We start from the raw sequence: 12,461 nt of genomic DNA, 5'->3' as shown, positions 1-12,461 counted from the left end.
ATGTCCCAAGGGCAAAAAAGGGATTTAGCAGTGAGCGAACGAAAAATGTCTACCCCAGAACGGAGGGCGGCGTTGGGATTTTTTTCGGTAGAAAAAACAAAAGGCCCATTCAATATGCGAATGAGCCTTTAAAGTCCCGCAAAACGCGGGTAAACGTGGCGTCCCCTAGGGGACTCGAACCCCTGTTACCGCCGTGAAAGGGCGGTGTCCTAGGCCACTAGACGAAGGGGACGTAACCTTCGCAAAAGTCTGCAATGCAAACCCTGGCAGTAATTGGTGGAGCTAAGCGGGATCGAACCGCTGACCTCCTGCATGCCATGCAGGCGCTCTCCCAGCTGAGCTATAGCCCCAGATTTTTAGCCTCGCGGCCCAGCACTGTCGAAACACTGCTTGTGTAAAACTGGCGTCCCCTAGGGGACTCGAACCCCTGTTACCGCCGTGAAAGGGCGGTGTCCTAGGCCACTAGACGAAGGGGACATAACCTTCGCAAAAGTCTGCAATGCAAACCCTGGCAGTAATTGGTGGAGCTAAGCGGGATCGAACCGCTGACCTCCTGCATGCCATGCAGGCGCTCTCCCAGCTGAGCTATAGCCCCAGATTTTTAGCCTCGCGGCCCAGCACTGTCGAAACACTGCTTGTATAAAACTGGCGTCCCCTAGGGGACTCGAACCCCTGTTACCGCCGTGAAAGGGCGGTGTCCTAGGCCACTAGACGAAGGGGACGAACCTTCTTACCTTCAAGAACGTGCTGCTGGTGCCCGTTCTACGTGCCAGCCACTGGCTGACAACAGGAATTTGGTGGAGCTAAGCGGGATCGAACCGCTGACCTCCTGCATGCCATGCAGGCGCTCTCCCAGCTGAGCTATAGCCCCACAGAGTCACGCTGAACCGATACGCTGGCTGGGTGCCTGGCATTTCGTTTATGTTCATCGCTGTGGACGGGGCGCATATTAAGATCCAGGTGCAGGCCTGTCAAACTAAATCTTCAAAAAAACCAAAAGTTTTTTCACAGATAACAATCACTTACCGCCCTGCCCCGCAATATCGGCCGATCAGCAGGGTCAGAAGAGCCTGCAGCCTTGGATCATTGCGCGCGAGACCGGCAGACCGTCATGGCAACGACAGCCTGCCCGCCTTCCTCATCTCAAGCGATGGTAGCCAGCTGCTTTTCCCACTCCTTGTTTTCTTTCTTGGAAACACCGCCCAGCAAATCCAATGCCTGACGCAGACGATAGCGGGTCAAGTCAGGGCCGAGGATTTCCATGGCATCGAGCACCGACACCGAGCTTGCCTGCCCGGTAATGGCGGCGAACATCAAGGGCATGGCGTCACGCAGCTTCAGTTCCAATGCATCGACCACGCACTGGATGCAACCGGTGATGCGCTCTTTTTCCCATTGACGCAGACTCTCTAGCTTCCACAGGATCAATTGCAGGACCTGGCGCACTTGATCGGCCGACAACTTCTTGCTTTCGAACAGCTTGGCGTCAAGCTTCAGTGCGCCTTCGAAGAAGAACCCGCCCAGGGGCACCACCTGACTGAACGTTTCAACCCGGCCCTGCACATGCGGCGCGATCTTCATCATGTAGTCGCTGTTGAACGCCCACTTCTGCAGGCGCTGGGCAAAGACTTCCACCGGGAGCTCACGCAGCCATTGCCCGTTGAGCCAGGAAAGCTTCTCGATGTCGAAGATCGGCCCGCCCAGCGAAACGCGAGACAGGTCGAAATGCTCGACCATCTCGGCCAGCGAGAACTTCTCGCGCTCATCGGGCATGGACCAACCCATCCGGCCCAGGTAGTTGAGCATGGCCTCGGGCATGAAGCCCATGCGCTCGTAGAAGGTCACCGACGTCGGGTTCTTGCGCTTGGAAAGCTTGGACTTGTCCGGGTTACGCAGCAGGGGCATGTAGCACAGCTTGGGTTGCTCCCAACCGAAGTACTCGTACAACTTGATCAACTTGGGCGCCGACGGCAGCCACTCTTCACCGCGCAGTACGTGTGTGATGCCCATCAGGTGATCATCGACCACATTGGCGAGGAAGTACGTGGGCAGGCCATCGTTTTTCATCAACACTTGCATGTCCATGCGATCCCACGGGATCTCCACGTCGCCGCGCAGCATGTCCGGCACCACGCACACACCCTCGGTGGGCACTTTCATACGGATCACATGGGGCTCGCCTGCGTCCAGGCGGCGCTGCACTTCATCGGCGCTCAGCAGCAGTGCACGCCCGTCGTAACGAGGCGTCTCGCCGCGGGCCTGCTGTTCGGCGCGCATCTGCTCCAGCTCCTCGGCGGTGCAGAAGCAGTAGAACGCATGACCGGCGTCGACCAGCTGCTTGGCATACTGGGCGTAGATTTCACCGCGCTCGCTCTGCCGATACGGGCCATGCGGACCACCCACGTCCGGGCCCTCGTTCCATTCGATACCCAGCCAACGCAACGCATCGAAGATCTGCTGCTCTGACTCGCGCGTGGAGCGCAGCTGATCGGTGTCTTCGATGCGCAGGATGAACTCGCCGCCGTGCTGCTTGGCGAAGCAGTAGTTGAACAGGGCGATGTAAGCGGTGCCGACATGGGGGTCGCCGGTAGGCGATGGCGCGATACGCGTGCGTACGGTGGTCATGGGAGTCTCGAACGGAAGATGAAACAAAGCCTCGATGTTAGCAGGTGGTGGGCACCGGGCTCCAGCGATGCCGTTAACCTGAGCCTGCCCTCATGATGCCGCGCCCTCGGTATGGCCTACCGTGGGGCGGCTTGCGTGGAGGGCGATGTCGCCTGCTCATGCAGGCCACCAGGCATCAACTTGCGATCAGGCGATCTCGCAGCTGGGTGATCTCATCACGCAATTGGGCAGCGGCTTCGAACTCCAGGTCACGGGCATACTGCATCATCTTGTCTTCGAGCTGCTTGATACGCTTGGTGATCTCGCCTGGGGTGCGCAACTCGGCTTCGTAGCGCGCGCTCTCCTCTGCCGCCTTGGCCATCCCCTTGCGTTTTTTGCTGCGAGCGCCCGGGACGGTTGCACCCTCAAGAATATCGGTGATGTCCTTGACCACACTCTTGGGCACGATACCGTGCGCTTGGTTGAAGGCGATCTGTTTTTCTCGACGCCGCTCGGTCTCGTCAATGGCCCGCTGCATCGAACCGGTGATGGCGTCGGCGTACAGAATCGCCCGGCCATTGAGGTTGCGCGCAGCGCGGCCAATGGTCTGGATCAGTGAACGTTCGGAGCGCAGGAAGCCTTCCTTGTCCGCATCCAGAATGGCAACCAGCGAAACCTCGGGCATGTCCAGGCCTTCGCGCAACAGGTTGATGCCGACCAGTACATCGAACGTGCCCAGCCGCAAGTCGCGGATGATCTCGACACGTTCCACGGTGTCGATGTCTGAGTGCAGGTAACGGACCCTTACGTCATGGTCTGCCAGGTAATCGGTCAAGTCCTCGGACATGCGCTTGGTCAATGTGGTGGCCAGCACACGCTCGCCCAGGGCCACACGCTTGCGGATCTCCGACAACAGGTCGTCTACCTGGGTCAGCGCAGGGCGTACTTCGATCTGCGGGTCGACCAGACCTGTCGGACGCACTACCTGCTCGACGACGCGCCCAGCATGGGCCTCTTCGTAAGGGCCGGGCGTTGCGGATACGAAGATGGTCTGCGGACTGACGCTCTCCCATTCGTCGAAGCGCATGGGGCGGTTGTCCAGCGCCGACGGCAGACGAAACCCGTACTCCACCAGCGTTTCCTTGCGCGAACGGTCCCCTTTGTACATGGCACCCACCTGGGGAACGCTGACGTGCGACTCATCGATGACCAGCAGCGCGTCGGCGGGCAGGTAGTCATACAGCGTAGGTGGTGGTGCACCTGCAGGACGACCGGACAAATAGCGAGAATAGTTTTCGATACCGTTGCAGTAACCCAGCTCCATGATCATTTCCAGATCAAAGCGGGTACGCTGCTCAAGACGCTGGGCCTCCACGAGCTTGTTGGCCTTGTGCAGGTACTCAAGCCGGTCGGCTAATTCTTCCTTGATGCCTTCCACCGCCTGAAGCAGCGTTTCTCGCGGCGTCACGTAGTGGCTCTTGGGGTAGAACGTGAACCTTGGCAACTTGCGCAGGATTTCGCCCGTCAGCGGATCGAATGCGGCGATGTTTTCCACCTCGTCGTCGAACAGCTCGACGCGGATGGCTTCGAGGTCCGATTCGGCCGGGTAGATATCGATGACATCCCCACGCACACGGAAGGTGGCACGGGCGAAGTCCATTTCATTGCGGGTGTACTGCAAGTCGGCCAGCCGGCGTAGCAGCGCGCGCTGGTCGAGCTTATCGCCCCGGTCGATGTGCAGCACCATCTTGAGGTAGGTTTCAGGGCTGCCCAGGCCGTAGATGCAGGACACGGTGGTGACGATGATCGCGTCGCGCCGCTCGAGCAGCGCCTTGGTGGCGGAAAGGCGCATCTGCTCGATATGGTCGTTGATCGAGGCATCCTTCTCGATGAAGGTGTCCGATGAGGGCACATAGGCTTCGGGCTGGTAGTAGTCGTAGTAGGAGACGAAGTACTCCACCGCATTGTTGGGGAAGAAGGCCTTGAATTCGCCGTACAACTGCGCCGCCAGCGTCTTGTTCGGTGCCAGGACCAACGTGGGGCGCTGCACCTGCTGGATGACGTTGGCGATGCTGAAGGTCTTGCCAGAGCCGGTCACGCCCAGCAAAGTCTGGTGTGCCAACCCCGCCTCGATGCCCTCGACCATTTGCCGAATGGCCTCTGGCTGATCGCCTGCTGGCTGGAACCGGGTGACGAGCTGGAACTCGGACATGTCGAACCTCGCGGTGCTGCACTGTAAATTTAGCCAGTAGTCTATACCCAAATGGGCACGCTGGGGGACGCTTTGAAGGCCCAACGGTGACCCCGTGTTACGGTGGGCAGGGCAAAGGCTGCAAGGGTCGAAAATTTTTTGCGCAAATAGTCGTAAAAGCGGCGTCGCAGTGTCGCAGTGACCGTGCCGGATCACTATACTGACTCCCCGTTTGTGCCCCGCTTCAGTGCATTCGGCTGGAGCGGATACTCCCCTTACACTCCTATCCGAGCCAAGGTAACAATGAGCCTGTTTTCCGCTGTCGAGCTGGCACCCCGCGACCCTATCCTGGGCCTCAACGAAGCATTCAATGCCGACCCACGCACCGACAAGGTGAACCTTGGGGTGGGCGTCTACTGCAATGAGGAAGGCCGCATTCCGCTGCTGCGGGCCGTGATCGAAGCCGAGACCCAGCGTGCCGCCCAGCACGCCTCGCGTGGCTACCTGCCGATCGACGGCATCGCGACCTATGACCAAGCGGTGCAGAAACTGTTGTTCGGTGCCCAGTCCCCATTGCTGGCCGATGGCCGTGTAGTCACCGTCCAGGCAGTGGGCGGTACGGGCGCACTGAAGATCGGCGCCGACTTCCTCAAGCGCGTATCCCCCGAGGCCGTGGTAGCCATCAGCGATCCTAGCTGGGAAAACCACCGCGCGCTGTTCGAGTCAGCGGGCTTCCCGGTTCATACCTATCGTTACTATGACGCCCCGACCAACGGCGTGAATCGGGCTGGCATGCTCGAGGACCTCGAAGCGTTGCCCGCTGGCTCCATCGTGGTGCTCCACGCCTGCTGCCACAACCCGACCGGGGTGGACCTGGACCTGGAAGACTGGAAGAACGTCCTGCAAGTGGTCAAGGCCAAAGGTCATGTGCCCTTCCTGGACATGGCCTACCAAGGCTTCGGAGACGGCATCGCCGAGGACGCCTTTGCCGTACGCCTGTTTGCCGAGTCGGGCCTTGAGTTCTTCGTCTCCAGCTCGTTCTCCAAATCGTTCTCCTTGTACGGTGAGCGCGTGGGCGCATTGTCGATCGTGACGGCGTCCAAAGACGAAAGCACCCGCGTCCTGTCCCAGGTCAAGCGGGTCATCCGTACCACCTACTCCAACCCGCCTACCCATGGCGCCACGATCGTGGCGACGGTGCTCAACAGCACAGAGTTGCGGCAGATGTGGGAAACCGAGCTGGCAGAAATGCGCGAGCGCATTCATGGCATGCGCAAGCAGATGGTCGAGTTGCTGGCCCATTATGGTGCCAAGCGCGACTTCAGCTTCGTGGGTCGCCAGGTCGGCATGTTCTCCTACTCGGGCCTGACCGTGGAGCAAGTGGCCCGGCTGAAGAACGAGTTCGGCATCTACGCACTGGACACTGGCCGCATAGCCGTGGCTGCGCTGAACCAGAGCAATATCCATGTGGTGACCAAAGCCATCGTTGAAGTGCTGTAACTGATTGATTTCGCTGGGGTGACTTGACTTACCCCAGCTGTTGAGTAAGATACGTGCACATTCCGCGATAGCTCAGTCGGTAGAGCAAATGACTGTTAATCATTGGGTCCCTGGTTCGAGTCCAGGTCGCGGAGCCAGATAATCAAGATCCTTCACAGGGTTTTGTAGCAAATCCAGAAACGCCGCTTTGAGGAATGCTGTCGAAACAGGCATACCCAAAGCGGCTTTTTTGTGCCTGACGTCGATATGCCTGGGCCAATGCTCATCGTTTGGTCAGCACGGCACGGGTGCCGTTCAAACGCTCAATGAGGCGTAGGCCATATCCACGTGCCAGCCCATCGACGCATCACGTCAACACATACCGTAATCCATGCTGCTCCAGCAGGGTCCGCATTTCTCGCAGGCTAGCTAGCCGTCGCTCACTGATCCATGGCCACTCGGGCCGCCGGATATGAAAACGCTCGCCTTCTTGGACGATGGGCGTAGACACCAACCCGCACGTGCGGCTGCGATGCACCAACTGCAACTGCCCATCGGTGCTCTCGAACGTGAATGCGCCGGTATGCCTGAGCATGACCGACAGTTCCTCGCTGGCCGGCTTCGCCGCTTTAATCGGTACCTGCAGGCGAAGATCGCTCTGGACCCGTCGTACCTCCATGGCCTCATCAATGGCCGCCAGCCCAGGATCGGCACCAATGCCGCCGGGCAGACCCACCTCAATATCCTCGACGCGCAAGCTGATTGCCCCCTGAAGTTCGCTTACGCCGCGCACGCCTTCGAAATCGCTGGCGTGGCTATTTCCCATCAGCGCAACCCACCGGCTCGGGCCTCGCACCGCCTGGTCCGCCTCGATGATTTCATGCGCGTAAAAGTTCATCATTTGCTGGCGGATCACCGCCGATGGCGGGTTGGCCCAAGCCTGGCGATAACTGGCCATGCAGTCGATGGACTGGATACGGATGCCGGACTTCTGCGCCGCAATCAGCACGTTGCGAAACGAATAGCGGCTGGCCAGATCGACCCCGTGACCTTCATCCAGATTATTCACATAGGTGCTCAACTGGGCGGGCATCTTGCCCGAGCGGTTGAATACATCAAGGTCAGCCTGATGGAAGTCGGTCATGAAATGCTCAACGTAGAGCACCTTGATTTTTTCGCGCTTGAGCACAGGCATGTTGTCTATCAGAAACTGCTTGCTGCCCAGCCCCGAATGGCTTTCACCGATGACCAGCCCTCCGCTGTTCTGGTAGAGGCTGCGGATGGTCAGCTTGGCACTGGCATCACGAGGCAGAGTCGGTATTGCAGGCCGCGCGGGCGGTATGACATTTTCAAGATAGCCGACGGCGTCGGTGGCAAGCGCGTCGCGGCTGGCACGGAATGCCCGGTAGCTTGCTTCTACCTGAGGGTCTAAGCTGCCCATGATTCCACTCAGCGCGCGCCCCTCCCCCGGGGCATTGGCGGCGGCCTCAAGCAGAGGACGCGTTTCGCTCGGAATCTCGTAGGGCGTTGCAGGCAGAGGCTGCACGGCAGGCGCATCGCTTCGCCGCCCCCATGCCCCGAGCAATTTGCGGGGCAGCCCGCCACCCTGTAAACCCGAGCGCTGTAGAGGCTGCCACTGGCCGTCTGCTGTCATGCGGATGGGCAGGTTGCGATAGAACGAGTATGGATTCTGCGGGTCGATGACCACCCAGATGCCCATCTGCTGCACAAAACGGACCTCGAAGGGTCGCTCGTCAATCAGCGCATAGAACTTGCCATTCTGAAGATAGATACCCTCCTGCCCGCCACTCCCAGGCTCAGCGCTGAGGATGATGTTGGTTTCAAAAGGCGCCAGCAGGTCGTGCTGGTCAACCGGTCGGAACGGTTCAGGTACCCAGGTTTCAATCTCGGCGGGTGTCGCGCAGGCCACCTCCTCTTCCGGCGTGGCCAGGGTGTCGCCCTCAGGCACCTGTGGATCAATCAGCATTTGCTCGTCACCTACGCCTACGGCACCGGCCAGCATGGCGGCGTTGAACAAGGTATCAATGGCGGCGAAGATTGCGCCGGTCACACCGGCCTGTCGCTCGCTCGTAGTGTGACCGTTGACAGCCTGGTCGATGTTCAGCCCCATATCCGCAAGGCCTGCGCCGACCACCGCCAGTGCAATCGGCCAGTCGACCGCTGCCATGGGCCCTGCTACCTGGCCGAAGGCCTTGAGGTAGCCGATCCACAGTTGTTTACGCAGGTCAGCGTTGCTGCGCAGGGCGAACTGTGCGTCGTCGATCATGCGCTGGTGCGCGGCATCGCGCAGGTGGCTGAACGCATCGCCCGACAGGGTCGAATCGAGCTGATTGAGGCACTTGTGATCATCACCACCCCAATTGAAGAACAGTAGATCGATCAGGTGATTGAGGCCGAGGCGATCGTCTTTTTGCGCACGGCTGGACAATGGGAAGTGCGCCATGAAGCGCGTCCGGTTTTCGGCTTCGTTGGTATTGTTCAATACCCACCAGTAAAGGTCCTGACGCGTTGGGAAAAAGTGCAGGGCCTCCGTTTCACCTGGGGTGTACAGCAGTTGCGAACCATCCTCCAGCACAATGCGCAGAAAGTCGCTGGCAACGTGCCCGCCAATGTCGAAGGTACACACGCGATAACCCGCGGCTGGCGGTACAACTGCCTGAAGTTGCTCCAACGTGGGTGATGCGATATCAAGACCCGTCAGCGCCGTGGCGACGCGGCGAACGAGGTGGGCCAACGCGGTACTGCTGTCGGCCGCGCACATCTCGATCACCTTGGCGAGGAAGTTGACCTTCGCCAGTACGCGAAAATGCTCAGCATGTTTTTGCCAGAACGCCTGGAGCCTATGGTGGAACTGGGTACTGAAGTCGATTTGCCAGAAATCCTCGAGCACAGCCTGGGGCTCCAAACGGATCTCATTGTGCTCGTCATAGAAACCAGGGCCAGGGCCATTACTGTAAAAGCCGGTCAGATAACTGAGCAGGTCGCTGTTGTCCTGGTCATGAACGTCGAAACGGTGCATGACCAACTGCGGCAGTGTGAAGGATTGGACAGGCGGGTCCAGGTGCTGCCAGCCGCTGAAGGTGCGAGGGCTGCTCTGGGCGGCATCGAAACGGTTGAGGTAGACCTGGTCAGGGTCTAAGTGCGACAAGTTGTGTTTTCTCAACAGCGCCGCAGCGGTGTCTCGGGCCGACTGGCGCATATCGGGGCAGGCTGCCACGAGTGGGGCGGCGATGGCGCGTAGCTCGGATTCGGCGTGCGGGGTCAGAATCTGCAGGCCCATGGCAAGGTTCCTCACGGTGTATGAAGCCGTGAGGTTGAGCCGTTACAGTGTTTGTTGAGCGCTAGTTATCAACCACCTTCCACACGGCCTTCATCCTCCGTGAAACGTGCGGTGAAGCGTAAGTCAGGAGTGATCCACCTGCCCTATGGGGTAGAACTCACCTCGGCTCCACACGCCCAGCCATTGCTGATCTGCGATTTGCCGGGTAACGGCCAACTCGACCAGTTGATAGAAGACATTGCGGTGAATCAACGCCTCAAGATTGCTGCGCATCAGCACATAAGGTGAAGGCGCTCGGGTGACGGGGTCAGTTACTACCCGCAGCGGATGGTCAGGCCCTGCTTCAACCTGATCATCCACATTGTTGGTAAAGCGCAACACCTGCTGCTCCCCCTCCCCCGTCACATCCAGGGCCACGGCCACGAACGGCGCGTCATCCACTTTGATGCCGACCTTCTCGACCGGCGTCACCAGAAAGTAATCATCACCGTCGCGGCGGATGATCGAAGAAAAGAGCTTTACCATCGGTTTGCGGCCGATAGGCGTGCCCAGGTAGTACCACGTCCCGTCCCGTGCGATACGCATGTCGATGTTGCCGCAGAAATCGGGATTCCAGAGGTGCACAGGCGGCAAGCCCTTGGACGTTGGTAGCTGCGTCAGCAGGTCATTGGCCTTGCCCGTCTCATTCATCGCAGTGCCTCACCGACTCATGCCAAGAAGGCTACGAGCGTACTCGCGCATGGGCGCCGCAAGCAAATCCCTGGGCGTCTGGTCATGGAACGTCAACAAACCGCCACGGCTTTTGATACGGACCGTGTCTATCAGGTAGCGGGTACTGGTTTCGATGAGCATCATCTGAACCACGCCGCTATCCCAACCCAGTCGGTCCACGGCCTGTTCGTCATACCACTCGTCCCCATTGCCGATGCGGTCATCGGTGCGAGCGAAACGGGTATAGAGCACGTAGTCGGCCCCAAATGAACGTGCCTGCGCGATCGCCTCTTCCAGACCCAGCGGTGCCTCGGCACGGCGTACCATCGGGAAATACTCGACGAAGCTTTTGAAGGCCTCTTCGGCCACTGCATTGTGCTGCGGAACAGGGCCTTTGCCGGGCGGCACGAATGCGCCTTGCCCAATGAAGATGAAGGAATCGGGCTGCAGTCGAATCGACAGTGTACGACGGGTATCGCTGTGATCCAGCAGGCCGGCATCGCTCATGTGATAGCGAACACCTTCCCCCATATCACTCACTTTCATGCACCCGCCCAACGCCGCAAGCGTCAGCACCAAGACCAGGCTCCGCATCATTCCTCCAGTGGCCGGCGTCAAAAAAGCCGGCGAATGGCTGACGAATGCAGCTTTTGCGCCAGCTTTGATTTGATCGCCAGCGTGGGCCGGTGCTGACTCAACTGGCGGGGTCGGGGTCGGGGTCGCGCTTGCGTTTATTGCCCATGCGTACGCCGATGTCCATCAGGAACTGGAAGAAGCCTTCCTGATCTTCCAGCACATTGCTCCAGAACGGGGAGTGATAGAGCGCTACAGCCCCATGGACCAGTGCCCAGGCGGCGCAATAGTGGAAATAAGGGGGTACATCTTCAAGCTTGCCCTCACTGATGCGGCCTTTGATCAGTTGCGTAAGGCGATCGAAGTTGGAGGCGCGAATGCTATGTAATTGCTCGACCAGTTCCGGCACCTGGTTACCCTTGACGACCTTCTCCTCCAGACGATCAAAGAGCCTGTAGCGTTGCGGGTCGCGCATGCGAAATTCGAAGTAGGCGCGCGACAGGGCTTCCTTGTCGCGGTCCACATCGGCCGAGTGCAGCAGCTCGTTGAGGTCGCGCTCATAGTCCAGCATCAGGCGCAGGTAGATTTCTGCCTTGGACTTGAAATGCTTGTAGATCGTGCCTTTGCCGATACCCACGGCGTCGGCGATCATTTCGACGGTGACGCTGTCCTCGCCTTGCTCGAGGAACAGCTTGAGGGCGGTGTCTAGGATTTCCTGTTCGCGACGGCGAAACTCACGGACCTTACGAGGTTCTTTCTGCATGGGAAGGACTGGCTGACGATCGAAGCGGATTATTATGCCTAACTTGCGCGAAATTGCACGGATCATCCGTGGTCATCTCGGTTTGTACTGGTGTGCAGGGGGTCTCGATCGTTGGCAGCTTGGCCTGGGGTATTCCAAATCTGTTTAAAAAACGATCAGTTTTGGCTGGCATTGTGCGTAGCCTGGGCGATACTCAAAGGGTCGGCGCGGCGCATCCCCCCGAGTGACGCGGCGATAAAGGTACTCAGGGACCGCGTACCTTTGTTCTACTCCTAATGGTCTTAACCCGGATTCCTCCCCCAGAAGCCGGGTTTTTTTTGGGTAAGGTGTTTGAGCAGGTCCCGCCATCTCCCCGCTACCCCTCTGCTCTTGCTTTGGCTCTTGCTCTTGCTCTTGCTCTTGCTCTTGCTCTTGCTCTTGCTCTTGCTCTTGCTCTTGATCTTGCTCTTGCTCTTGCTCTTGATCTTGCTCTTGCTCTTGATCTTGATCTTGCTCTTGCTCTTGCTCTTGCTCTTGCTCTTGCTCTTGCTCTTGCTCTTGCTCTTGCTCTTGCTCTTGCTCTTGCTCTTGCTCTTGCTCTTGCTCTTGCTCTTGCTCTTGCTCTTGCTCTTGCTCTTGCTCTTGCTCTTGCTCTTGATCTTGATCTTGCTTTTGATCTTCGCGACTTCAGAAGGCCGAACGCAGGTCTTGCGGAGGGAGGTGACAGGCATGGATGCCTGTCAAGCGCTGGGCCCCAGGATGGGGCCTACAGCGCGGTCCTCCCGGGAGCAAGACCGGAGTGAGGGAACCCCGAAGCGTAGCGTAGGGGCCGTATGAATGGAGCACAGCGTTTTTTGGTT

At 59.0% G+C, this 12,461-nt stretch carries 8 protein-coding genes and 7 tRNA genes; 2 read left to right on the top strand and 13 right to left on the bottom strand.

All coding sequences use genetic code 11. The features are described 5' to 3' along the window. Positions 1-156 precede the first annotated feature (156 nt). From CWR53_RS07065 to uvrB, 8 genes are all read right to left on the bottom strand, one after another. Positions 157-232 (bottom strand) — tRNA-Glu (locus tag CWR53_RS07065). Between the two features lie 42 nt (positions 233-274). Beyond that, positions 275-350, bottom strand: a tRNA-Ala gene (locus CWR53_RS07060). Positions 351-401: 51 nt separating this feature from the next. Beyond that, a tRNA-Glu gene (locus CWR53_RS07055) sits at positions 402-477 on the bottom strand. A 42-nt stretch (positions 478-519) separates the two neighbouring features. Beyond that, positions 520-595: transfer RNA gene (locus CWR53_RS07050), tRNA-Ala, on the bottom strand. Positions 596-646: 51 nt separating this feature from the next. After that, a tRNA-Glu gene (locus CWR53_RS07045) sits at positions 647-722 on the bottom strand. Positions 723-795: 73 nt separating this feature from the next. After that, positions 796-871: transfer RNA gene (locus tag CWR53_RS07040), tRNA-Ala, on the bottom strand. Positions 872-1,143: 272 nt separating this feature from the next. Next, complete coding sequence (gene gltX / locus CWR53_RS07035; RefSeq protein WP_058605552.1) at positions 1,144-2,625, bottom strand: glutamate--tRNA ligase; 1,482 nt, start codon at positions 2,623-2,625, stop codon at positions 1,144-1,146. Between the two features lie 175 nt (positions 2,626-2,800). Continuing rightward, a complete protein-coding gene (gene uvrB / locus CWR53_RS07030) occupies positions 2,801-4,816 on the bottom strand; it encodes an excinuclease ABC subunit UvrB (RefSeq protein ID WP_058605553.1) in 2,016 nt (671 codons plus the stop codon). A gap of 282 nt (positions 4,817-5,098) precedes the next feature. Here uvrB and CWR53_RS07025 point away from each other — a divergent pair, with 282 nt between their 5' ends. Both CWR53_RS07025 and CWR53_RS07020 read left to right on the top strand, forming a co-directional pair. After that, positions 5,099-6,295 carry an amino acid aminotransferase gene (locus CWR53_RS07025; protein WP_058605554.1) on the top strand — a complete coding sequence of 399 codons (1,197 nt, stop codon included), beginning with the start codon at positions 5,099-5,101 and terminating at the stop codon, positions 6,293-6,295. 61 nt (positions 6,296-6,356) lie between these two features. Further along, positions 6,357-6,432: transfer RNA gene (locus CWR53_RS07020), tRNA-Asn, on the top strand. Between the two features lie 209 nt (positions 6,433-6,641). Here CWR53_RS07020 and CWR53_RS07015 read toward each other — a convergent pair. From CWR53_RS07015 to CWR53_RS22925, 5 genes are all read right to left on the bottom strand, one after another. Further along, entirely contained in the window at positions 6,642-9,575 is a 2,934-nt protein-coding gene (locus CWR53_RS07015; protein ID WP_100851127.1) for a membrane-targeted effector domain-containing toxin, read from the bottom strand. Positions 9,576-9,698: 123 nt separating this feature from the next. After that, the gene (locus CWR53_RS07010) at positions 9,699-10,265 is read right to left on the bottom strand and encodes a DUF1285 domain-containing protein (RefSeq protein WP_100851126.1); all 567 of its coding nucleotides are present in this window, start codon (positions 10,263-10,265) and stop codon (positions 9,699-9,701) included. A 9-nt stretch (positions 10,266-10,274) separates the two neighbouring features. After that, positions 10,275-10,880: a DUF4823 domain-containing protein gene (locus CWR53_RS07005; RefSeq protein ID WP_058605556.1), complete on the bottom strand. Its 606-nt coding sequence runs from the start codon at positions 10,878-10,880 to the stop codon at positions 10,275-10,277. 100 nt (positions 10,881-10,980) lie between these two features. Then, positions 10,981-11,622 carry a TetR/AcrR family transcriptional regulator gene (locus tag CWR53_RS07000; RefSeq protein WP_100851125.1) on the bottom strand — a complete coding sequence of 214 codons (642 nt, stop codon included), beginning with the start codon at positions 11,620-11,622 and terminating at the stop codon, positions 10,981-10,983. Between the two features lie 281 nt (positions 11,623-11,903). Then, entirely contained in the window at positions 11,904-12,332 is a 429-nt protein-coding gene (locus CWR53_RS22925; RefSeq protein WP_181405502.1) for a hypothetical protein, read from the bottom strand. Positions 12,333-12,461 lie beyond the last annotated feature (129 nt).

Origin of the sequence: Pseudomonas sp. SGAir0191, from assembly GCF_002812565.2 — a bacterium.
Taxonomy (GTDB): domain Bacteria; phylum Pseudomonadota; class Gammaproteobacteria; order Pseudomonadales; family Pseudomonadaceae; genus Aquipseudomonas; species Aquipseudomonas parafulva_B.
The sequence above is the reverse complement of the archived record's forward strand: the minus strand, read 5'-3'. Positions and strand labels throughout refer to the sequence as shown.